General features: G+C 61.5%; 23 protein-coding genes, 1 tRNA gene and 1 other RNA gene. 13 read left to right on the forward strand and 12 right to left on the reverse strand.

The window, feature by feature from the left end; all coding sequences use genetic code 11:
• Window positions 1-3: 3 nt before the first annotated feature.
• Window positions 4-570, reverse strand: coding sequence for a tetratricopeptide repeat protein (locus GLP43_RS12760; protein WP_237279602.1), 567 nt, complete (start codon window positions 568-570; stop codon window positions 4-6).
• Between the two features lie 75 nt (window positions 571-645).
• Here GLP43_RS12760 and GLP43_RS12765 point away from each other — a divergent pair, with 75 nt between their 5' ends.
• The 5 genes from GLP43_RS12765 to GLP43_RS12785 all read left to right on the forward strand — a co-directional run bounded on the left by GLP43_RS12765 (window position 646) and on the right by GLP43_RS12785 (window position 6,504).
• Window positions 646-936, forward strand: coding sequence for an SCP2 sterol-binding domain-containing protein (locus GLP43_RS12765; RefSeq protein WP_237279971.1), 291 nt, complete (start codon window positions 646-648; stop codon window positions 934-936).
• Between the two features lies 1 nt (window position 937).
• Window positions 938-1,882, forward strand: a complete 945-nt coding sequence (locus tag GLP43_RS12770) for an alpha/beta fold hydrolase (RefSeq protein ID WP_237279603.1) — start codon at window positions 938-940, stop codon at window positions 1,880-1,882.
• Between the two features lie 114 nt (window positions 1,883-1,996).
• The gene (locus tag GLP43_RS12775) at window positions 1,997-3,016 is read left to right on the forward strand and encodes a ligase-associated DNA damage response exonuclease (RefSeq protein ID WP_237279604.1); all 1,020 of its coding nucleotides are present in this window, start codon (window positions 1,997-1,999) and stop codon (window positions 3,014-3,016) included.
• Window positions 3,013-4,611, forward strand: a complete 1,599-nt coding sequence (locus tag GLP43_RS12780) for an ATP-dependent DNA ligase (RefSeq protein ID WP_237279605.1) — start codon at window positions 3,013-3,015, stop codon at window positions 4,609-4,611. The genes GLP43_RS12775 and GLP43_RS12780 overlap by 4 nt, the downstream gene beginning before the upstream one ends.
• A gap of 72 nt (window positions 4,612-4,683) precedes the next feature.
• Entirely contained in the window at window positions 4,684-6,504 is a 1,821-nt protein-coding gene (locus tag GLP43_RS12785; RefSeq protein WP_237279606.1) for a M3 family oligoendopeptidase, read from the forward strand.
• 102 nt (window positions 6,505-6,606) lie between these two features.
• On the opposite strand, the gene GLP43_RS12790 is transcribed toward GLP43_RS12785, so the two are convergent.
• The 4 genes from GLP43_RS12790 to GLP43_RS12805 form a co-directional block, all read right to left on the reverse strand.
• Complete coding sequence (locus GLP43_RS12790) at window positions 6,607-6,876, reverse strand: DksA/TraR family C4-type zinc finger protein (RefSeq protein WP_005849195.1); 270 nt, start codon at window positions 6,874-6,876, stop codon at window positions 6,607-6,609.
• 52 nt (window positions 6,877-6,928) lie between these two features.
• The gene (locus GLP43_RS12795; protein WP_237279607.1) at window positions 6,929-7,894 is read right to left on the reverse strand and encodes a Gfo/Idh/MocA family protein; all 966 of its coding nucleotides are present in this window, start codon (window positions 7,892-7,894) and stop codon (window positions 6,929-6,931) included.
• Between the two features lie 129 nt (window positions 7,895-8,023).
• A complete protein-coding gene (gene rpoH, locus GLP43_RS12800; protein WP_237279608.1) occupies window positions 8,024-8,920 on the reverse strand; it encodes an RNA polymerase sigma factor RpoH in 897 nt (298 codons plus the stop codon).
• Between the two features lie 166 nt (window positions 8,921-9,086).
• Window positions 9,087-10,121 (reverse strand): RluA family pseudouridine synthase, encoded by a 1,035-nt coding sequence (locus GLP43_RS12805; RefSeq protein ID WP_237279609.1) that lies wholly within the window; start codon window positions 10,119-10,121, stop codon window positions 9,087-9,089.
• On the opposite strand from GLP43_RS12805, the gene GLP43_RS12810 reads away from it, so the two are divergent.
• Window positions 10,120-10,404, forward strand: a complete 285-nt coding sequence (locus GLP43_RS12810; protein ID WP_132997378.1) for a DUF6476 family protein — start codon at window positions 10,120-10,122, stop codon at window positions 10,402-10,404. The two genes, GLP43_RS12805 and GLP43_RS12810, sit on opposite strands and share 2 nt — an antisense overlap.
• A gap of 95 nt (window positions 10,405-10,499) precedes the next feature.
• Here the strand turns inward: GLP43_RS12810 and GLP43_RS12815 are convergent.
• Window positions 10,500-10,576, reverse strand: a tRNA-His gene (locus tag GLP43_RS12815).
• A gap of 148 nt (window positions 10,577-10,724) precedes the next feature.
• Here GLP43_RS12815 and GLP43_RS12820 point away from each other — a divergent pair.
• A complete protein-coding gene (locus GLP43_RS12820) occupies window positions 10,725-10,925 on the forward strand; it encodes a DUF6324 family protein (protein WP_005849205.1) in 201 nt (66 codons plus the stop codon).
• Between the two features lie 91 nt (window positions 10,926-11,016).
• On the opposite strand, the gene GLP43_RS12825 is transcribed toward GLP43_RS12820, so the two are convergent.
• Complete coding sequence (locus GLP43_RS12825) at window positions 11,017-11,484, reverse strand: MmcB family DNA repair protein (RefSeq protein WP_237279610.1); 468 nt, start codon at window positions 11,482-11,484, stop codon at window positions 11,017-11,019.
• Between the two features lie 93 nt (window positions 11,485-11,577).
• Between GLP43_RS12825 and GLP43_RS12830 the strand changes: the two genes are divergently transcribed.
• The 3 genes from GLP43_RS12830 (at window position 11,578) to ssrS (ending at window position 13,871) form a co-directional block, all read left to right on the forward strand.
• Window positions 11,578-12,906 carry a hypothetical protein gene (locus GLP43_RS12830; protein ID WP_237279611.1) on the forward strand — a complete coding sequence of 443 codons (1,329 nt, stop codon included), beginning with the start codon at window positions 11,578-11,580 and terminating at the stop codon, window positions 12,904-12,906.
• A complete protein-coding gene (locus GLP43_RS12835) occupies window positions 12,903-13,670 on the forward strand; it encodes a hypothetical protein (RefSeq protein WP_237279612.1) in 768 nt (255 codons plus the stop codon). Before GLP43_RS12830 ends, GLP43_RS12835 begins: the two co-directional genes overlap by 4 nt.
• A 47-nt stretch (window positions 13,671-13,717) precedes the next feature.
• Window positions 13,718-13,871, forward strand: a non-coding RNA gene (gene ssrS, locus GLP43_RS16375) — 6S RNA.
• A gap of 76 nt (window positions 13,872-13,947) precedes the next feature.
• Here ssrS and nusB read toward each other — a convergent pair.
• The 5 genes from nusB to GLP43_RS12860 form a co-directional block, all read right to left on the reverse strand.
• A complete protein-coding gene (gene nusB / locus GLP43_RS12840) occupies window positions 13,948-14,427 on the reverse strand; it encodes a transcription antitermination factor NusB (RefSeq protein ID WP_237279613.1) in 480 nt (159 codons plus the stop codon).
• Entirely contained in the window at window positions 14,424-14,972 is a 549-nt protein-coding gene (locus GLP43_RS12845; RefSeq protein WP_237279614.1) for a 6,7-dimethyl-8-ribityllumazine synthase, read from the reverse strand. The genes nusB and GLP43_RS12845 overlap by 4 nt, the downstream gene beginning before the upstream one ends.
• 5 nt (window positions 14,973-14,977) lie before the next feature.
• Complete coding sequence (ribB, locus tag GLP43_RS12850; protein WP_005849217.1) at window positions 14,978-16,102, reverse strand: 3,4-dihydroxy-2-butanone-4-phosphate synthase; 1,125 nt, start codon at window positions 16,100-16,102, stop codon at window positions 14,978-14,980.
• A 136-nt stretch (window positions 16,103-16,238) separates the two neighbouring features.
• Window positions 16,239-16,808: a hypothetical protein gene (locus GLP43_RS12855; protein WP_237279615.1), complete on the reverse strand. Its 570-nt coding sequence runs from the start codon at window positions 16,806-16,808 to the stop codon at window positions 16,239-16,241.
• Window positions 16,805-17,392: a riboflavin synthase gene (locus GLP43_RS12860; RefSeq protein ID WP_037944614.1), complete on the reverse strand. Its 588-nt coding sequence runs from the start codon at window positions 17,390-17,392 to the stop codon at window positions 16,805-16,807. Before GLP43_RS12860 ends, GLP43_RS12855 begins: the two co-directional genes overlap by 4 nt.
• A gap of 135 nt (window positions 17,393-17,527) precedes the next feature.
• Between GLP43_RS12860 and GLP43_RS12865 the strand changes: the two genes are divergently transcribed.
• The 3 genes from GLP43_RS12865 (at window position 17,528) to GLP43_RS12875 (ending at window position 22,122) form a co-directional block, all read left to right on the forward strand.
• Complete coding sequence (locus GLP43_RS12865; protein WP_237279972.1) at window positions 17,528-18,820, forward strand: capsule biosynthesis protein; 1,293 nt, start codon at window positions 17,528-17,530, stop codon at window positions 18,818-18,820.
• Between the two features lie 167 nt (window positions 18,821-18,987).
• Window positions 18,988-20,073, forward strand: coding sequence for a polysaccharide biosynthesis/export family protein (locus tag GLP43_RS12870; protein WP_237279973.1), 1,086 nt, complete (start codon window positions 18,988-18,990; stop codon window positions 20,071-20,073).
• A gap of 9 nt (window positions 20,074-20,082) precedes the next feature.
• Window positions 20,083-22,122 (forward strand): capsular polysaccharide biosynthesis protein, encoded by a 2,040-nt coding sequence (locus tag GLP43_RS12875; protein ID WP_237279616.1) that lies wholly within the window; start codon window positions 20,083-20,085, stop codon window positions 22,120-22,122.
• Window positions 22,123-22,179 lie beyond the last annotated feature (57 nt).

Here is a 22,179-nt window from a genome sequence, read left to right on the forward strand (position 1 = left end):
TCGTTAAAGCGTGCGCCCGATGCCGTCGCGCCGCAGCCCGTCGAGCGCCCTTTGCGCGTTATCATGGTGAGGGTTAATGCTTAACACTCGGCGATAGAGATCGGCAGCCGCCCGCAGATCGCCAAACTCCTGCAGGATCGCCCCCAGACCGAAGATGGCGTTATACTGCTGCGGGTTCAAGGCAAGCGTAGTATCCAGATCATCGATTGCAGGGCCATAGAGACCTGCGGCGAAATAGGCCTGTGCACGGGCGTGATAGCCTTCGGCAAAATCAGGGGCGTGATCCGTCAGAGCCGTCAGATGGGCGATGGCCAAGGTGGTGTCCCCCTCTGACATGGCATCGCGACCACGGGAATATAGCAAATCCATCGCGGCCGAGCCGGACCGCGCCCAAGCGCGCTGCACATCACGTTCGATTCGCGGCGCCTCTGCCGCGGGGGCATCGCGTAAATCCTGCAGCAATTCCGCCGCCGCAGGCGGCGACATTTGCGCGAAACTTATACCCCCAAGCAACACCCAGAGACCAAGTGCCGCGACGGTATGTTTGAGGTTGACGATGCGGTTGCCCATAACAAGAGTGAATGTAACAGGCTGCCGCCACAATTCCAGACGTGTCGGCACCATTTGCCAAGAAAAGGGCCTATGATGAGCGATATTGTGAACCAAGCTGTAACAGTGCTGAACGAAAAACTGGCGGGGGCCGACTTTGACGGCACAGCCAAGTTCGACATCGAAGACGAAGGCGCTGTCATGATGGATTCGACCGGCGCACGTGCCGCGGATGAAGAAGCGGATGTAACCCTTTCTGCTGACGCAGAAACTTTCCAGGCGATCCTGTCCGGCGACACCAACCCGACCGGCGCCTTCATGAGCGGCAAGCTCAAGATTGACGGCGACATGGGCATGGCGATGAAGCTGGCGTCCGTCCTCTCCTAATATGCTGGAAACCGCGCCCTTTTTCACCGACATTGCGCCGCTGCCCGAAACGGGTCAGGCGCATTGGGCCGAGACATCGGATGGTAAGAAGCTGCGCGTCGCGCATTGGCCGCTGGACGGGGCAAAGGGCACTGTGCTGCTTTTCCCCGGCCGCACCGAATACGTGGAAAAATATGCGATGACCGCAAGCGCCTTTGCGAAAAAGGGGCTGGCGGTCATGGCGGTTGATTGGCGGGGGCAAGGTCTGTCGGACCGGTTGATCCCCGACCGTAACATCGGCCATGTCGATGTCTTCTCTGACTATCAAAAAGACGTGGCGGCCATGATGCGGACAGCCCGCGCCTTGCAGCTGCCGCGCCCGTATTTCCTGCTGGCGCACTCCATGGGCGGGGCCATCGGCCTGCGCGCCTGTATGGAGGGTCTGTCGGTGCAAGCCGCGGCCTTTACCGCGCCGATGTGGGGCATCCATATCGCGCCGCATATGCGTCTGGTGGCCGCGGGGCTTTCCAACCTGATGCCGCGCATCGGTCAGGGCTACAAGCTGCCCATGGGCACGCAGGCGGCATCCTATATCTCGACCGCGCCGTTCGAGAACAACATGCTCACCACCGACCCCGAGATGTACGAGATGATGCGCACGCAACTCGCGGCCCATCCCGAACTGTCTTTGGGCGGGCCCAGCTTTATCTGGCTGCGCGAGGCTTTATCCGAGACCAAGCATCTGTCCCTGCGCGCCGCCCCCAGCCTGCCCTGCGCCACATTCCTCGGGTCTAACGAACGTATCGTGCACAAGGGCCGCATCCACGAACGTATGGAAACTTGGAAAGGCGGTAAGCTGCATATCATTGACGGCGCAGAGCACGAAGTGCTGATGGAGATCCCCACCACCCGCGACAAAGCGGTGGATGAGATGGCGGCTCTGTTTTTTGGAAACGCCAAAAAGTAGCGCGGATCGCGGGATGAACTTCCGCCTGCAACCAACTGTTATTTCGACGGTAAGCTCGGCATCGGCGAGGATTTTTTCACCCCCCCTGTTCAAACGCGCACGCCCCGCTAGCTTATGCGCATGGCCAAGCAACCTGTTCTGACATTCAACGAAAACGGCATTTATTGCCCCGCGGGTGATTTCTATATCGACCCGTGGCGGCCTGTGGACCGTGCCCTGATCACCCACGGGCATTCCGATCACGCCCGCTGGGGCATGAACCGCTACCTTGCCACCGACATCGCACTGCCCGTCATGCGCCACCGTTTGGGCGACATCACCGCTGACGGCATCGCATATGGCGAGGTGCGGCAGATCGGCGGGGCGCAGGTCTCGTTTCACCCCGCCGGCCACGTCCCCGGCTCTGCCCAGATACGCGTTGAGGTCGACGGCGAGGTCTGGGTCGCCTCGGGCGACTACAAGGTGGTCGATGACGGGCTATCCAACCCGTTCGAGCCGGTCAGATGTCATCACTTCATCACCGAAAGCACCTTTGGTCTGCCAGTGTTTCGCTGGGCCGATCAAGCTGCTGTCGCGGCAGAGATCAATGCATGGTGGGCTGGCTGCGCGGCGCAGGGCAAAACGGCGTTTCTGGGGGCTTATGCCTTGGGCAAGGCACAACGTTTGCTATCGATGCTCGACCCCGGCATCGGCCCGATCCTGACCCACACTGCGACGGAGAACACCAACCGCGCCATGCGCGATCAGGGGATCACCCTGCCCGACACGATCCTCGCCGATGCGGATCTGAACCCCAAGGATCACCGCGGCGCGATTGTACTGGCCCCACCCGGTGCCTTGGGCAGTGCGTGGTCGAAAAAGTTCGGCCCGCAGGAAACCGCCTTTGCCAGCGGATGGATGGCCGTGCGCGGCGTGCGCCGCCGTCGCGGTGGGGATCGCGGCTTTATCATCTCGGACCATGCGGATTGGGATGGGCTGCTCTCGGCGATCAAAGCGACAGAAGCCGAAAACATATATGTGACACATGGTTACACCGATGTCTTCAGCCGTTTTCTGGCCGATAGCGGGTGGCAAGCACAGGTCGTGCCGACCCAGTTCGAAGGTGAATCCTTGGATAAGGACGCAAGCGAATGAAACGGTTTGCAGCGCTGTTCAACGCCATCGACCAAAGCACCAAGACGACAGTGAAAGTCGCCGCACTCGCCGATTATTTCAGCGCGGCACCGGATGACGACCGGCTATGGACCATCGCCCTATTTTCCGGCCGCCGCCCCAAACGGGCCGTCACCACCACCAAGCTGCGCGAATGGGCCGCCGAGCGCGCGGGCATCCCCCTGTGGCTGTTCGAGGAAAGCTACAGCATCGTTGGCGATCTGGCCGAGACGATCACGCTCGTTCTGCCCCCCAACCCGACGCAGGATGATCAATCGCTTGCCGCGTGGATCGCGGCACTGCGCGAGATTTACACGCAGGATGAAGAGGCCCGCAAAGCCTTTGTGCTTGACGCATGGGCGACGCTTGGCGGGACCGAACGATTTATCTTCAACAAGCTGATCACCGGCGGGTTTCGGGTGGGCGTCAGCCAAAAGCTGATGACCCGCGCCCTGTCTCGCGCCACAGGCAAACCCGAGCCCGAACTTGCGCATCGCCTCATGGGGAACTGGCACCCCGACGACACCACATGGCACGGGCTGGTAGAGGCCGAAGATGCCTCTGCCGACGCATCGCGCCCCTATCCCTTCTATCTGGCCTATGGGCTGGAAGCCGAGCCGCAAGAGCTGGGTGATCCGCACGACTGGCGTGCCGAATGGAAATGGGACGGTATACGCGGCCAGTTGATCCTGCGCGACGGCGAATATTTCGTCTGGTCGCGCGGTGAAGAGCTGATGACCGACCGTTTCCCCGAGCTCGCCCGTGCGGTGGATTTCATGCCCGACGGCACAGTGCTGGACGGCGAGCTGTTGGTCTGGCCCGACGGACAGCCTGCGCCATCCTCCTTCAATGCGCTGCAAGCCCGCATCGGCCGCAAGACCGTGCCGAAGAAACTGCTGGCCGAAGCCCCCGTGGTGCTGCACGCCTACGACCTGCTGGAATGGCAGGGCGAAGATATTCGCTCCCGCCCCTTCGCCGAGCGCCGTGCGCTGCTGGAACAGGCCTGCGCCGCCCTGCCCGACGATGCGCCGATCCGCCTGTCGCCGCAACTAGCCTTTCCCACATGGGATGCGCTGGCCGACCAACGCGCCACCGCACGCGAAGCGCAGGCCGAAGGGGTCATGCTGAAACGTGCCGACAGCCCCTATCTGGCGGGGCGCAAGAAGGGCGATTGGTGGAAATGGAAGCTGGACCCGCTGACCATTGATGCGGTGATGATCTATGCCCAATCCGGGTCAGGACGACGTGCCAACCTGTTCACAGACTTCACTTTTGCAGTCTGGAACAGCAATGATCTGGTGCCCTTTACCAAAGCCTATAGCGGCCTGACGGATGCCGAGTTTCGCAAGATCACGGCTTGGGTGCGCAAGAATACGCTCGAACGGTTTGGTCCTGTGCGCAAGGTCACCCCGCATCATGTGTTCGAGATCGCCTTCGAAGGCATCCAGCGCAGCACGCGGCATAAATCCGGCGTCGCGTTGCGCTTTCCGCGGATGCTGCGCTGGCGGCAGGACAAGCCCCTGCAAGAAGCCAACACATTGGCCGATCTTGAAGAAATGCTGCGGATTTACGGCTAATCCGCGCCGCCATCGCCTTGCTTTGCCGCGGCCCCGTGCTTAGGTAGATTTAACGTCAAAAAGAGGTTTTTCATGTTTCAACTGCCCGTCCCCGTCCTTGATGCCAACGCCGGTTCCGGGGCCTCTGCCTTCGGCAAGCTGCCTGAATGGAATCTTGACGATCTGTACACCGGTGAAGACGCCCCCGAGCTCAAGCGCGATCTGGACTGGCTTGAAGAGGCCTGCCGCAGCTTTGCCGAAGATTACGAAGGCAAACTGGCCGAACTGGATGCGAACGAGCTGCTGGAATGTGTGCTGCGCAATGAGAAGATCAACCAGATCGCCGGGCGCATCATGTCTTACGCGGGGCTGCGCTATTACCAGCTGACCACGGATTCCGGCCGTGTGAAATTCATGTCGGACGCGCAGGAAAAAATCACCAACTTCACCACGCCGCTGGTCTTCTTCACGCTGGAACTGAACCGGCTGGAGGATGATCACCTTGCCAACCTGCTGAGCCAAAAAGCGGATCTGGCGCGGTATAAGCCGGTGTTCGACCGTATCCGCGCGATGAAAGATTACCAGCTTTCCGACGAGATGGAGAAGTTTCTGCACGATCTGAGCGTCGTCGGCGACGCATGGGAACGTCTGTTTGATGAAACCATCGCCGGGCTGGAATTCGAGGTGAACGACGAGCCGCTGAACATCGAAGGCGTGCTGAACCTGCTGACCGACCCGTCGCGTGATCTGCGCGAAGCCGCGGCGCGCGAATTGGCAGATGTGTTTCAGGCCAATATCCGTACCTTTGCCCGCGTGCACAACACCCAAGCCAAGGAGAAAGAGGTCATCGACCGCTGGCGCGGGATGCCCACACCGCAAACCGGCCGCCACCTGTCGAACCACGTCGAACCCGAGGTCGTCGAAGCGCTGCGCGATGCGGTGGTCAACGCCTACCCCAAGCTCAGCCACCGTTACTACGAACTGAAGCGCAAATGGCTGGGCCTCGACACCATGCAGGTCTGGGACCGCAACGCGCCCCTGCCGATGGAAGACCCCAAGACCGTCAGCTGGGAACAGGCCGAAAAGACCGTCATGGACGCCTATAACGCCTTCGATCCCCGTATGGGCGAGATCGCGGCCCCCTTCTTTACCGAAGGTTGGATCGATGCGGGCGTCAAACCGGGGAAAGCTCCCGGTGCATTTGCCCACCCCACCGTGACCGATGTGCACCCTTATGTGATGCTTAACTACTTGGGCAAACCGCGCGACGTGATGACACTGGCCCATGAGCTGGGCCACGGCGTGCATCAGGTGCTGGCCGCTGGTCAGGGCGAGATGTTATCGTCCACACCGCTGACCTTGGCCGAAACCGCCTCTGTCTTTGGCGAGATGCTGACCTTCCGCAAGATGCTGGACGGGGCCAAAACCAATGCCGAGCGCAAAGTGCTGCTGGCCGGCAAGGTCGAGGATATGATCAACACGGTCGTGCGCCAGATCGCTTTCTATGATTTCGAATGCAAACTGCACGACGCCCGCCGTGGTGGAGAGCTGACACCCGACGATATCAACGCGTTGTGGATGTCGGTGCAGGGCGAGAGCCTTGGGCCAGCGTTTGAGTTCATGGACGGCTACGAGACCTTCTGGGCCTATATCCCCCACTTCGTCCATTCGCCCTTCTATGTCTATGCCTACGCCTTCGGCGACGGCTTGGTAAACGCGCTGTATGCGGTCTACGAAGAAGGCGAGCCGGGTTTTGAGGACAAGTATTTCGATATGCTGAAAGCGGGCGGATCGAAGCACCACAAGGAGCTTCTGGCCCCCTTCGGACTGGATGCCTCTGACCCCGCGTTCTGGGATAAGGGCCTGTCGATGATTTCGGGCTTCATTGATGAGCTGGAAGCGATGGAGGATTGATCCTGCGGGAAGGCATAAGAGTTTAATGCCTTCGGCGAGGATTTAAGACCATTTGGAAATTGAGCGGGGCGGTGCAGATGCAGCGCCCCGTTTTGCTTTTGGCTATTTCAGCTGGCTATCTTTGCTGCCGCGACGGTTGATACCACCGCGGGCCTGCGCCAGACCGTCCCGTTCGCGCACGCAATCAATGCAGAGCTTTACGCCAGGCAAGGCTTGGCGGCGCGCCTCGGGAATCGGTTCTTCGCATTCGGCGCAATGGGTGCGGCTTTCGCCCTGCGGGGCCTTGCGCGCCTTGAGGCGGGCCAGTTCATCGTTGATCGATGCTTCGATCTGTTCACTGACAGCGCCGTCTTTCGCCCATCCTCCAGCCATGATCGTCCCCCTTGCGTGTTACGCCTTATACTTAGGGCGCACGTGCCAAGGCTCAACCCCCGGCGGCAAAGGCCATATCCGTCATGCGCTGCGTGCCGCGGCTGAATTCAAGCGGACAGGGATAGGCCTTACCCTCGGTCACTGACGCGCCAAAGTTTTCGACCTGCTGCACATAGTGGTTTACGCCGGGGAAGCGTTCGACGGTGGTGCTGTTCTGTGTGGTCTCAAGATACAGCTCGGCTTGGGAATAGACCGTCGGGTTGAACGGGCAGGTCAGACGCAGGATGCCTTTTTCGCCGTGGAGAATGACCTGCTGAAACGGGAACATGCGCATGGACACGGTTGCGGACAGGTCAAACCCGTCAAAGCGGGCCGCGACCTGCGCGAAGACATCGACATCGTTTTCATAGTCGATCTTGGCATGGGGGATCGCGATAGGTTCCTGCCCCGTAACGAAACGGGTGCAGCCGAAGGCATATGTGCCGATGTCCGGCAGCACGCCCCCACCTGCCTTGGGGTCGTTGCGGATGTTGCCGGTATCGTCGTTGAAGAACGAGAAGTTGACCGCCACGTGGCGCAGACGCCCCAAGCTGCCCGATTGCACAATCTCTCGCGCGCGTATCCATTGGGGGTGGTGGACAATCATGAAGGCTTCGGCCGCGAGCAGGCCCGCGGCATCGCGTGCGGCGATCAATTGATCATAGTCTTGCGCCTGCATCGCCATCGGCTTTTCACATAAGACATGTTTACCCGCCTTCAGCGCCTTGAGCGTCCATTCCACATGCAAATGATTGGGCAACGGGATGTAGACCGCGTCGATATCCGGATCGGCGAGCAGCGCCTCGTAGCTGCTGTGCACGGTAAGCTGCGGGGCAAAGGCCTGAAAGGGCGCGGCTTTGTCAGGATGAGATGTGGCGAGGGCAACCAGTTCGGCCCCTTTGGCCGCGTGGATGGCCGGGGCCATCTGTTCTTGTGCGAATTGGGCAGCCCCGAGGATGCCCCAGCGTAGCGTTTTCATCGTGATCCCCTGATGTTTGGTGTCGCGCGACTGTAGGGGGAGCCGCGGCAGAGCATCAAGGGGCGCATAAAAAATCCCCGCAAAGCGACGCGCTTTGCGGGGATCAATATTCAAAACCGTGGCTGGCGATCAGGCGGTGCCCATCAGACCCTTTTCACGGGCGAGATCGCGCATGCGTTTCTGCAGCTTTTCAAAGGCGCGCACCTCGATCTGGCGGATACGCTCGCGGCTGACGTCGTACTGGCTGCTCAGATCTTCGAGCGTGACCGTTTGGTCCGACAAGCGGCGTTGGGTCAGGATGTCTTTCTCGCGGTCATTCAGCACATCGAGCGCCTCTGCCAGCATCTCGCGGCGGGTTTCCAGCTCGTCACGTTCCTCATAGTCGGTGGCCTGGTCGGCGTCTTCGTCTTCCAGCCAGTCCTGCCACTGCATCGTCCCCTCGCCTTCGGAGCCGACCGTGGCGTTCAAGGACGCATCACCGCCCGACATACGGCGGTTCATGGAGATGACTTCGGTTTCAGTCACGCCCAAGTCCGTCGCAATACGTTTGACGTTATCGGGGTGCAGATCGCCTTCTTCCAGCGCGCCGATACGGTTCTTGGCCTTGCGCAGGTTGAAGAACAATTTCTTCTGCCCCGAGGTCGTGCCCAGCTTCACCAGCGACCACGACCGCAGGATATATTCTTGGATCGAAGCGCGGATCCACCACATGGCGTAGGTCGCCAGACGGAAGCCTTTTTCGGGGTCGAAGCGTTTGACCGCCTGCATCAGGCCGACGTTGGCTTCTGAAATCACCTCTGCCTGCGGCAGACCGTAGCCGCGATAGCCCATAGCGATCTTGGCCGCCAAACGCAGGTGCGATGTGACCATACGGTGCGCCGCTTTGGTGTCTTGTTCTTCGACCCACCGTTTGGCGAGCATGTATTCTTCTTCCGGCTCCAACAGGGGAAACTTGCGGATTTCCTGCATATAGCGGTTCAATCCGCCTTCCGGTGTTGGCGCTGGCAGATTTGCGTAATTAGCCATCTTTGTCCCTTTCCCCAATTTCCGGGGCCCATGTTATTTGGATTAACATAGATATGGAGAGGACCCCGCTCCGTTTCAAGTGTCCAGCCTAACGCATGGGACGGTGAATTGGGCCCAATAATCCTTAAAAAACCGTTTTACTACAGGTCGATCACACAACTGTGCACTAGTGCAAGTCGTAGCCCACGGCCCCAAGCAGGTCGGTCATGTCGCCGGGCAGCGGCGCTTCGAAGCGTACGTAGTCGCCCGTGACCGGATGATCGAACCCCAGTACCGCCGCATGCAGGGCCTGGCGCGGAAAGCTGCGCACCGCTTCGGCGGCGGTGTCAGAGACCGCGCCTTTTGCGAGCTTACGTTTGCCACCGTAGGTCGGATCGCCCACCAATGCGTGACCGGCATGGGCCATATGCACCCTGATCTGATGGGTACGGCCGGTTTCAAGCCAGCATTCCATCAGCGCCAGAACCTCTGGATTGCCAAGCCGCGCAACGGTGCGCGCACGGGTCACGGCGTGGCGGCCGCCCTGAAAGAACACGGCCTGACGCTGGCGGTCGGTGCGATGACGCGCAAGCTGCGTGGTGAGCTTGAGGATATTGCCCGGCTCGAAACTGGCCCCTTTCACCCCCCGTAGGCGCGGATCGTTGGCATCCGGCACGCCGTAGACCAAGGCCTGATAATAGCGCTCAACGGTGTGTTTCTCGAACTGTTTGGCCAGCCCGTGGTGGGCTGCGTCAGACTTGGCGACAACCAGCAGACCAGAGGTATCCTTGTCGATCCGGTGCACGATGCCTGGACGTTTCATGCCGCCCACCCCCGACAGATCATCGCCGCAATGGGCCAGCAGCGCATTGACCAACGTCCCCGACGGGCTGCCCGGCGCAGGGTGAACCACCATGCCTGCGGGCTTGTTGATCACGATCAGATCCGCGTCTTCAAAGACGACCTCCAACGGGATTTCCTCGGCGAGGATATGACTGTCTTCGGCCTCTTCCACATCGACGGTGATCTGCTGCCCCGCTTCGGCACGGCTGCGCGGATCGGTTACCACTGTTCCGTCAACCCGCACGGCACCTTGTTCCAGCAAACGCCCCAGTCGTGTGCGCGACAGGTTCGCATCCTCTGGTACATCGCGCGCAAGCGCCTTATCAAGGCGAGGTGGCGGGCTGTCCGCGATGGTAAACGTAATTTGACGGTGCGACATGACTGATCCTTCCGAGCCCCCGAACATCAAATTCCTGCGGCGGCTGGTGACGGTGCTGACCGCCACAATGATTTTCGGCCTTCTAGTCGTGATCGGGCTACTTGTCATCCGCTTCTCGAACAAGAGCCCCGATTTACCGGCCTCTATCACCCTGCCCGACGGCGAAAAAGCGGTGACCTTCACCCAAGGCCCCGACTGGTATGCTGTGGTGACGCAGGAAGATGTGATTCTGATCTTTGACCGGATGACAGGCGAGCTGCGTCAGAGCGTTACGATCGAGTAACGCGCGCAGCCTATGCGCCACAGTGTCGAGGCAAGGCGCACAAATACATCACGCCAATCAGACATATGGTCTAATTTTTTTTTTGGGGGGGGGAGTGGTACCACCTCCTGGTCTCGAACCAGGGACCTCCTGATCCACAATCAGGCGCTCTAACCAACTGAGCTAAGGCGGCACTGCGGTCGATCTAGCGTTCATGAAAAAGGAATGCAAGCACATATCCGTCGCAAACTTCGATTTGTCCTGCCGCAGGTGAGAATGGCAAAACTTGCCATTTCCAGCGCCGCAGGGTACGGGACCTGACACAGTTTCGGAGAAACCTCATGGGCATCGACACAGAACGCGACATTGAAGCCAACCTGCAAATCGGGCCAACCGATAAGGGCATGGTCCGGCTGTTCATCGAAGCGGAAGGCGGGATCGAGATCCCGATGGATTTCACCACGGATGAAGCCGTTGAAATCGCGGAAGAGATTATGGCCGCGGCCCATCGTGCGGGCAAAGCTGGCAAGAACAAGCGCTAAGGCACGTTGCCCGGTCGGGATGGGGGCCAGCCCCCGCCGCGCCTTTGCGCGGCACCCCCGGGATATTTTCCATTTGGAATATTGATGTCCCCTACCCCCACTGCGGCATGGCATGGGGGTCGCGCAACATATGCAGCCTGCGTGCGGCATGGGTGGCAAAGAGATGGGTCATCTTTTTGCGGCGCGCGGCAGCCAGTCGGGTTTCCGGTCCCATGCGCACAAGCTCTGCCCCGTAGCTGTCGCCGATGAACAGGCCAGTGTCCTCAGGCAGCAGGTCGATGTCGAAATCCGCATCCACCGCCCAAAAGAATCTGTCGGCCCATTCGAGGTACCCTTCCCATTTGCTGTCGGACATGAAATCGGCGCGGCTGGATTTGCATTCGACGATCCAGATCTCCCCCTTGGGGCCAAGCGCCATCACATCCACCCGCAGGCCGCGCGTCGGCACCAGTTCCTCAACGCTCGCAAAACCGAGTGCGGCAAGCTGGCGGGTCACACCACGGGCAATCAGCTGTCCGGGTTGCAAGGTCGGGGCGGTCATCAGGTCAGTCTGGGTCATGGGTGCAATATGAACAATTCATGAACATCAGGCAAGCGCTTGGTAATCCGCAGCGCGCAACCTATCTAGTTCAAAAGAAAACAGGGTGGGCATATGGCGCGCGACGGCGAAAACTCGACACATCAGCAGCGCGGCATCCGTTATGCCCGCGAACTCGAAGGGCATCTGGGCTGGCTTGATACATTCTCGGGCACAGCGCTTGGGGTGCTGGCGGTGGCGTCGGGCATCTACACCTATCTTGGGGTCTCGTCCTTGCTAGATGACAATGGGGCGATGTCGGCCTTTGCCGCGATTGCCTATTCCGCTGCTGTGTCCGTGGGCATCTTTGTGTTCTGGTCCTATATGCTGCGTCTGTTTCCGGCGGTTCGTAGCGCCCGCGCGCGGGTCGGGCTGTTGGGGGCCATGTCGCTGGGAAGCGTCGCGATTATCGCCATGTCGAGCTGGCTGAACGCCGCCGCCCTTGCCGGATCTGCAGCGGTGGAACAGCATCTGGCCGAGACCGTGCAGGATTACCAAGGCTCGCTAGAGCGCGCGCATGAGATCACCCTTTCCGCCCAAGGCTTGGAGCGGGACGTCGCCCGTGTGCGTCAAAGTTTCGAGGATCTGAGCGAACAGGAGGCCACGGGCGGACTGTCAGGCTTGGCCGGGCGTGGTGCCGTGTTTCGCGTGCTGCGGCAGAAATCGGCAGAGCTGTCCGGGCTGGAGGCACAAATCGCCACCCAGACCCCGCTGGTCAATGACGCCTTTGTCGAGGGCAACCAGATTCTTAGCCGGATGCGCGCGCTGACGGTCGAACCCGGTCCGGTGGAAGCGCGATCGGTCGAATTTTCCGAACAGGCCGTACGGCTTGCCGGGTTGATCACGCGCTTGCGGCAACTGTCAGTCGCCCCGCTGGTCGAACGCGCCGCGCAGGATCTATCGGCCTCTGTCGTGCTGCCCGAACTGGATGGCAGCAGTGTCGAAGTGCGGGGCAATCAGGCCTCGACCATCAGTGCCGTGCTTGAGGTGCTGGCCCAACGTGCCGCCACACTGGAGCGCGCGGCCCAAGACGTGCTGGCCATGGCCCCGCCAACGGAGACGACCTACACCCCGATTTCCAGCGCCGATGCGGTGATCAAATACGCGCGCAACTTCGTGCCCTCCTGGGCTGGCGCGATTGCCATTGATCTGTTGCCCGCCGTGCTGGTCTTCATTCTCGCCATCACCCAAGGGGCGATCCGCGAAGGCCGCGAGGGCAGCGCGATCGAGGAAACACTCACCCTTGCCGAACTGCGAGCTGCGGTGCTGGCGATGCGTGACATGGATGCGGCGATGAAGGGCACATCTATTGATGAGGACGCGCATGATGACCGCGATGACATTGCGCGCCATGATATCGTGACCGAGAACCCTGCCCTTAGCACGCCATCGAAAACCACATGAAACTGCGGCGTGATCCTTCCAAACGCCCACCCGTGGCACGGGTTCTGGGCGGTGTTCTGATCTTTCAGCTGGGGTTGGCGGGGCTGCTTTTTTGGGGCGATCTGGACGAGGGACTGCGCCTGCCCGGCTTTGGCCCGCGTTCCCCGGGGCTGACCGAGCCCACGCGCCCCGGCGACCAAACCCGCCGGTTTCAACCCGACCGCGCCCGCCCCGGTGGCCGCCCCATGCCGGACACGCCCCTGCCCGAACGGCTGACCCTGACCGTGGTCGAAGGCGGTGCCCGCGTGCTGCTGGAAGGGGGCATCATGGCGGGTGATGCCGAACGCATCGAGAAACAGATCACCGCGCTTGATCCCCAACCCGAGGGCGTGATCCTGAATTCCCCCGGTGGGTCGGTCAGCGACGCGCTGCGTCTGGGGCGGTATCTGCGGGATGCTGAGCTTACGACCGCCTTGCGCAGTGGCGATATCTGCTATTCCGCCTGCCCCTATCTACTGGCCGCAGGCACCAGTCGCGACGTGCCAGACGATGCCTCTGTCGGGGTGCACCAGCATTTCTTCGGTGAAAGCACCCTGCTCCCCGCCTTTGTCGCGGTAGAGGACATCCAGCGCGGCCAAGGCGAGGTCATGACCTATCTGGATCAGATGGGCATCGACCCGCTGGTCATGCAGCACGCGTTGGTCACGCCGCCCGATGAAATCTATCTGCTGCTGCCCGAAGAGCTGACCCGCTACCGCTTTGTCGAAAACACCGAGCCAAGCTAGAATACCCCTTGTCGCAGCCTGTGGTCGCGCCTACTTAACGGGGGTGACGGGTTCTGCCCTGTTTGTAAAAGTTACATTCCAGTGGCCTTAAGCAAATCCGAGGGAGCTGGCTCTGTTCGAGCCCTGGTTCGTTTATCTGGCGCCCACCTGTACATACAGGTCCTCGGGAATATAGAACAGAACGGCAGCGGTGGTCCCGTCACACTTTCCCGAAAATATCAGGCTTTTCGCGGGTCCCTAGCTGTCGACCAAAGAAGATGAGCTGAGCCTTTCCGACTCAGAACTCTTCCGGACGGGCTTCGCGGGCCATATGATCCAGAACGGCATTCACGAACTTCGGCTCGTCGCCCCCCTCAAAGAAGGCACGGGCCACGTCGACATATTCGTTGATCACAACCCGCGGCGGCGTTTCCTGCGCGCGCAGCTCGGCACCGGCGGCGCGGAACAAGGCACGCAAAGTCGGGTCGATCCGCGCGATGGCCCATTTAGCCACCAGCGCACGGTCGGTCATCTGGTCAATCGCCGCCTGATAGTTCACCGCTGTCTCAAGCAAGTCTGCAAAATGCCGGATGTCACCGTCGACCATTTCCTGACCGTCGTAACTCGCGCCAAAGCGGTGCTCAAGGAACTCCTTGCGCACGGTGTCAAAGCTTTGCGAGGAATGCTCCATCTGGAACAGAGCCTGCACGGCATAAAGCCGCGAAGCTGATTTCATCTTGCGTTTTTGATTGCCCGAAAGGCCGGCGGAGGATGTCATGCTGTCTTGGGTCCGTCATTGTCGCCCGCCATCAGATATTCATCCGAGCGCGGCTTGAAACCGATGTCTTTGCGAATGTCGCCCCACTTACGGCTCAGCGCGATCAGATGCAAGGCCGCAGCTGCCGCACCGCCCCCCTTGTTTTGCCCCACCGGATCGGCGCGCACGGCGGCCTGTTCGTGGTTCTCGACGGTCAGGATGCCGTTGCCGATACAGATGCCCTGCAACCCCATCAGCTGCAAGGCGCGGCTGCTGTCGTTGCACACGGTCTCGTAATGGGTCGTCTCGCCGCGGATGACACAGCCAAGCGCCACGTAGCCGTCAAAATTGCTCTTGCGGTCAGAGATACCGATTGCGGTCGGGATTTCCAGCGCGCCGGGCATTTCCACCACGTCCCATTCAGCCCCGGCGGCCTCAAGCTCTGCCTTTGCCCCCCTCAGCAAGCCCTCGGCGATGTCCGAGTAATAGGGTGAAATGACGATCAGAACCTTGACCGGCGTATCAAAGCGCGGCGTGGTCAGCGTTGTATGATTTCCAGCAGCCATTGCATTTACTCCTGCGTGATGGGGCGCGTGCCCACGATGCTAAGGTCATAGGCGTCCAGCCCCAGATAGCGCGTATCGGGGTTATCCGTCAGCAAGATCAGTTTGTGCAAGCCAAGGCTCGCCATGATCTGCGACCCAAGGCCGGTACGCTTGACGGTACGGGGGCGATCATCCTCTTCGTCCTCGAAACGCAACCGCGGGTCGGGATCGCGGAACAACAGCACCGCGCCGCGGCCTTCGTCCGCGATGATCTGCATCGCGCGTGGCAATTCGTCGGCGGGGCTTGGCCCGAGGCCGAGGATATCCTCAAGCGCGTTGATCGCATGGGTGCGGACCAGAACCGGCGCATCCGTTGTGATATCGCCCTTGGACAGGACCACATGATCGGTGCCGCTGATCTCGTCGGTGAAAATCTGCATCTTCCAATCGCCCCCATAGGCAGAGGTCACGGTGCGGCTGTCGCGCTCCACCAGCAGGTTGTCATGCTTGTGGCGATAGGCGATCAGATCGCTGATCGTGCCGATCTTCATGTCGTGCTGCTGACAGAATGCAACCAGATCCGGCAGACGGGCCATGGTGCCGTCTTCCTTCATGATCTCGCAAATCACACCGGACGGATGCAGCCCCGCAAGACGTGAGATATCGACGGCAGCCTCGGTGTGGCCCGCGCGGACCAAGACACCGCCATCGCGTGCGCGCAGCGGAAACACATGCCCCGGCGTGGCGATATCCACCGCGCCTTTATCCTCGTCGATGGCGACCTTGACGGTCAGCGCACGGTCGGCGGCGGAAATACCGGTGGTCACCCCCTCGCGCGCTTCGATCGACACGGTAAAAGCCGTCTCGTGGCGGGCAGAGTTATTCACCGCCATCATCGGCAGACCAAGCGTGTTGACCCGTTCCTCGGTCATCGGCAGACAGATCAGCCCGCGCCCGTGGGTGGCCATAAAGTTGATCGCATCCGCATCCGCGAACTGCGCGGGGATCACCAGATCGCCTTCGTTCTCGCGGTCTTCGTGATCGACCAGCACGAACATGCGACCTTGACGGGCCTCTTCGATGATCTCTTCGATGGGCGCGATGGCATCCGCCAATTCAGCCTCGACCGGTCCGGGCGTTTCAAATTGCATGGGGTCACCTCAATCGTTGTTGCAGTGGCACATACCCCACCCCACGCGCCTTTGCCAGAGCAGGGCCGCCCCCCTCCCTGCTTCATTTTGCCAAATAAACTCAATTCCGCACCGTCACCCCGCGCGACGGTCCGCGTTAAGCCCCGAAATAGCGCGCGGCCTCCACATAGCCCGCCGCCTTGCTTGCAGTGGCCCAGTCCCGTTCCAATCCGGTGTCGCCGATGATCAGCACCTGATCGCCGACCAGTTTGCGCCCGTGAACCACCTGCCCAAGATGATCGCGCATCGCGCTCCAGCTGTCGGTGAACTTGGGAGCCTCGGCCACGTGATCCAGCACGGGATTCGCCTGCGCCACCATGTCGGGCCGCAGCGGGCGATGCACCAGCACCAGCTTTTGCGCGCGCTGCACCTTGTCCAGCACCTCAGCCTCGCGCAGAGGGATATGCGGTGCCCTCGCACGGACCACCCGCAGCGCATTGGACGAGAACAGCAGCGCCAGAATATCGCGCCCCGTGGCCTGACGGATCGCGGCATAGGCCTTGTAGTCCAACCCCAGCTCGCGGGCGCGCGCCACGCGCATCTTCACCACCATCAGCGGGATCGCTGAAGGCATCGCCGCAGCGCGTGCCTTTTGCCACTGGAACGCGCGCCATTTATGGCCGCGTTCAAGGCTGGGCCCCTGATTATGTCCGATCCCAGCGATCATGACATTTCGGCCAGCCGCGCGACATAGCGGGCCAATGTGTCGATCTCTAGGTTGATGCGGTCCCCGACGGCGACATCGCCCCATGTGGTCACCTCTTTGGTGTGGGGGATAAAGTTGATGCCGAAATCGCAGCCGTCGACCTCGTTCACGGTCAGCGAGGTGCCGTTCAGCGCGACAGAGCCTTTTGGGGCAATGAAACGCGCCAGATCCTCGGGCGCGCGCAGGGTCACGCGGGTGCTGTCGCCCTCGTCGCGCAGCGCCACCACTTCGGCCACGCCATCGACATGGCCCGACACGATGTGCCCGCCCAATTCGTCCCCGACCTTCAGCGCGCGTTCAAGGTTCAGACGGCGTCCGACCTCCCAAGCGCCAAGGTTGGTCTTGTCCACGGTCTCGGCGCTGATCTGCACCTCGTACCAGTCGGCCCCCAGATCCACCACGGTCAGGCACACGCCATCACTGGCGATAGAGGCCCCCATGTCGATGCCGCTGGTATCATAGCCCGTTTCGATCCGCGCGCGCAGGTCGCCTTGCTGTTCAAGCTTGGTGATCTTTCCGATGTCCGTGATAATGCCTGTAAACATGCGCCTGCCTCTTCTATACTGGTCGCTACCGAAGTAGACCTCTGCCCGCAGCATGACAAGTCCACAGACACGCCACATTTTCGCCGGTATCCGGTGTTTGTCTGCCCGATGACCAAGATAAACCGAAAGCAACCGATGAACGCCGCAGCACCCCGTGAACGGGTCTTCCTTTTCCTGCAAGGGCCGCATGGTCCCTTCTTCAACCGTCTGGGCAAGATGCTCCGTCTGGCGGGGGCCCAGGTCTGGCGTGTGGGGTTCAACGCAGGCGATCGGGCCTTCTGGTTCCACCCCCGCAGCTATATCCCGTTTCGCGGCGCAGCTGACACGTGGAAAGACACCTTTGTTGCGCTGCTCGCCGACAAGGGTGTCACAGATATCGTGCTTTATGGCGACACCCGCCCGATCCACGCCCAAGCCGTGGCCGAGGCCAAGGCCCGCGGCCTGACCGTGCATGTCTTTGAAGAAGGCTACATGCGCCCCTATTGGGTCACCTATGAACGCGGCGGGTCCAACGGCAATTCACGGCTGATGGATATGTCCATCGAACAGATGCAGACCGCACTGGCCAATTCGGATATGGAGGCCCCCCTCCCCCCCGGTCATTGGGGTGATATGCGCCAGCACGTGTTCTATGGTGCGCTCTATCACTGGTTTGTGCTGTTCCGGAACGGCGACTACCGCAACTTCCGCGCGCATCGGAGCTTGCCGGTGACCAAGGAGTTCAAGCTGTACCTCAAGCGGCTGCTACTGATGCCCGCGCTGGCGCTGGACCGGCTGATCGCAACGCTGCGTATCCGGCTGGGCGGCTTCCCCTACCATCTGGCGCTGCTGCAGCTGGAGCATGACAGCTCGTTCCAAGAACACTCCCCCTTCGAGACAATGACCGATTTCCTGAACGTGGTGCTGGAAGGCTTCGCCAAGGGCGCGCCGCGCCACCATCATCTTGTTGTAAAGGCCCACCCGCTGGAAGACGGCCGCGCACCGCTGCGCCGTGTAGTCAAACAGGTGGCGCGGGATTTGGGTGTCGCGGATCGGGTACATTTCGTGCGCGGCGGCAAGCTGGCGCAGCTGCTCAACGATGCCCGTACGGCCGTTACCGTGAACTCCACCGCTGGCCAGCAGGTTCTGTGGCGCGGAATTCCGCTCAAGGTGTTTGGCTGCGCCGTCTATGCGAAACCCGAATTCGTCTCGGACCAGCCGCTGGCGCAATTCTTTGCCGCCGCCTCGCGCCCCGATAACAAGGCCTACAAGGATTATCGACGGTATTTGCTGGAAACCTCGCAGGTTCCGGGCGGATTTTATGCGGCACGCGCGCGCACGCAGTTGATGCGGCAAGTGGTCGATATGATGCTCGCCCCCGAAGACCCCTACGACGCGCTAGAGCTGGGAACCGCGGCACCAAGGCAACAGTTGCGGGCCGTCACCTGAGCGTTTTTCGCCCCGACAGTAGCTTTTCGATCCAATCTGCGCTAAGCCGATGATAATTACGCCGAAAAAATCGGCGAATTCGAGGCAGAACAAGAACAGGTCGAGGAGACCGGGCAGTGAAATCCGTACCCTTCCGGTGGGCGCGTCCCATCGCATTACTGGCGGCTATGGCCGTGGTATCTTCATGTGGCCTTCCGCAGGTTGGCCCGAACAAACGTCAAATCTTTGCCGGATCGGTCCAGAAGGAAGGCGACGCATTTGTTGTCGCCGTCAATGACCGCGTGACCCGCGCCACCGCCGTCGCCCCCGCGCTTGGCTTTAGCCCGGGGTTCATCAACGCCGGTCAGCTTGGGTCGGACACGATCAACCCCGGTGATACGCTGGGGCTGACGATCTGGGAAAACGTCGATGATGGCTTGCTGGCCGCCCAAGGGGCCAACGCCACCGTGCTGGAAGAAGTGCAGGTCGACGGGTCCGGGTTCATCTTTGTGCCCTACGCGGGCCGGATCAAGGCCGCTGGCAATTCCCCCGAAGCGATCCGCCGCATCATCACCAACAAACTGTCCGAACAAACCCCGGACCCGCAGGTTCAGGTGCGCCGTCTGGCCGGTGACGGGGCGACCGTGTCGCTTGTCGGCTCTGTCGGTGCGCAGGGTGTCTATGCGATTGAACGCCCCACCCGCACGCTTGCCACCATGCTGGCGCGTGCCGGAGGTGTAACAATCACCCCCCAGATCGCGCAGGTCACCGTGCTGCGTGGCAATCAGCGGGGCAAAATCTGGCTTGAAGATCTTTACAGCCACCCAGAGCTCGACATCGCCCTGCGCGGCGGGGATCGCATCCTGATCGAGGAAGACACTCGGTCCTTCGTGGCCCTTGGCGCCACCGGCGCGCAGCAGAAAGTCCCGTTCGAGACCAAGAACCTGTCGGCGCTTGAAGGCATCGCACAGGTGGGCGGGCTGAACGCGGGCACCGCTGACCCGACAGGTGTTTTCGTCTTCCGCAACGAACCCGAAGCGGTCGTGGCACAGGTTCTGGGCCGTAACGACCTCCAAGGCGCACAGCGCATGGTCTATGTGCTTGACCTGACCAAGCCCAACGGCATGTTCATGGCGCGCGATTTCGTGATCCGTGATGGAGATACGCTGTACGTTACCGAAGCCCCCTTCACCCAGTGGAGCAAGGTCATCTCCTCGATCACGGGGTCGGCCGGGTCGGTCAACAACCTGACGTCGCTTGCGTCGGGCAGCTGATCTGGACCGATGGCTTTAGGGCCTGAAATATACGACACACCCGCCGCCGGTTCCCCACGGGACCGGCGGCTTTTTGTGTTTAACGGCGGCTTCATCACCAACCGACGGGTGCGGCGCATCTTGCAGCTGTCGGGCTATAGCCTGCATCTGGGCATACCGCGCGACGGGGATGCCATCGCCGTATGGGGCAATGCAGGCACCGCGCATCGTGGGCTGGCCGTCGCATCCAAAAAGGGGCTACCCGTTGTCCGTGTCGAAGACGCGATGCTGCGGTCGCTGTTTCCCGGTCGCGCGGGTGAGCCGCCGCTGGGACTGCTGGTCGATCACAAGGGGCTGCATTTCGACCCGGCACAGCCCTCCGAGCTGGAGGACATCCTGACCAGCCACCCGCTGGATGATACGGCATTGCTGGACAGGGCACGCGGTGCCATCCACCGCATCACCGAAACCCATCTGACCAAATACAGCGGGTTCGACACCGCGCACCCCGCCCCGGATCCCGGCTATGTGCTGGTGATCGACCAGACCCTGGGTGATGCGTCGGTCGCGGCCTCGGGCGCGGACCGGTCGCGGTTCCTTGAGATGCTGGTCTTTGCCCAACAAGAGAACCCCGGCGCGCGGATCATCATCAAGACCCATCCCGAAACCGCAAAGGGCTATCGCAGCGGTCATTTCGGGCCTGAAGACGCCAACGACCGCATTACTCTGCTGACCGCCCCCATCAGCCCTTGGACCCTGTTTGAAGGGGCCGTGCGTGTCTATACCGTGTCGTCACAAATGGGGTTCGAGGCGATCTTTGCAGGTCACAAGCCCCGGGTCTTCGGGCAGCCCTTCTATGCGGGCTGGGGCCTGACCGAAGACGAATTCCCCGTGCAGCGGCGGCAACGTGCGCTGACCCGTGCGCAGCTTTTTGCGGGGGCGATGATCCTGTATCCAAAATGGTACGATCCTCACCGTGACCGCCTGTGTGATCTTGAAACCGTGATAGAAGCGATGGCCGCGCAAACCCGGGCCTGGCGCGAAGACCACCGGGGCTGGGTCGCCTCTGACATGCGCCTGTGGAAACGTCAGCCCTTGCAGCGATTCTTTGGCCGCTGGTCGCCGGTGACCTACCAGAATGATCCCGAGGCCGCCCGCGCCACGGGCAAGCCCTGGATGGTCTGGGCGTCGAAAGCGACGCAGGCGCACGCTGGTGCCTTACGGGTAGAGGACGGTTTCCTACGCTCGCGCGGATTGGGGGCCGATCTGGTGCCGCCCCTGTCGCTGGTCTGCGATGATTTAGGTATCTATTATGACCCGCGCAGCCCCAGTCGGTTGGAACAGCTGATCGCGTCGCGCGCCAAAATGCGCCCCGACCAGTCGCGCCGCGCGGCACGGTTGATTGCGGCTCTGCACGAGGCGGGGCTGAGCAAGTATAACCTTGGCGGTGGTGGCGATCTGGACGCCCTGCCCGCCGGACGGCGCATTCTGGTACCGGGTCAGGTGGAGGACGACGCCTCCATCCGTGCGGGCACCGATGCGGTATCCACTAATCTGGCGCTGCTACAAGCCGCGCGCACCGCACATCCCGACGCCGTGATCTTGTATAAGCCCCATCCCGATGTAGAGGCCGGGCTGCGCCGCGGCGCCATTGACGCAGGCGGGCTGGCAGACCGTGTGCTGACCGATGCCGACCCCATCGCCCTGCTGGCGCATGTGGATGAGGTTTGGACCATGACATCGCTGCTGGGGTTCGAGGCCCTGCTGCGCGGCGTCAAAGTGGTGACATTGGGGGCCCCTTTCTATGCCGGCTGGGGGCTGACCGAAGACCGCGGCGATATCCCGGCGCGGCGCATGACAGAGGTTAGCATCGAAGGATTGGCGCATGCCGCCCTGATCGATTATCCGCGGTACTTTGATCCGCGCAGCGGCACCGCCTGCGCGGTCGAGGTGGTGGTGGAGCGGTTGGCCTCGGGTGATCTGCCGCGGCGCGGGGTGGCGAACCGGGTGCTGGCGAAACTGCAGGGCGTGTTTGCCACGCAGGCACATTTGTGGCGGCGGCATGGGTGAGAGGTCGGGGTTCCTGCTGATCGCAGGCGGGGGCTGGCCCATGTGCAGGTCAGAGGC

This window comes from Sulfitobacter sp. M39 (assembly GCF_021735935.1).
Lineage (GTDB): Bacteria > Pseudomonadota > Alphaproteobacteria > Rhodobacterales > Rhodobacteraceae > Sulfitobacter.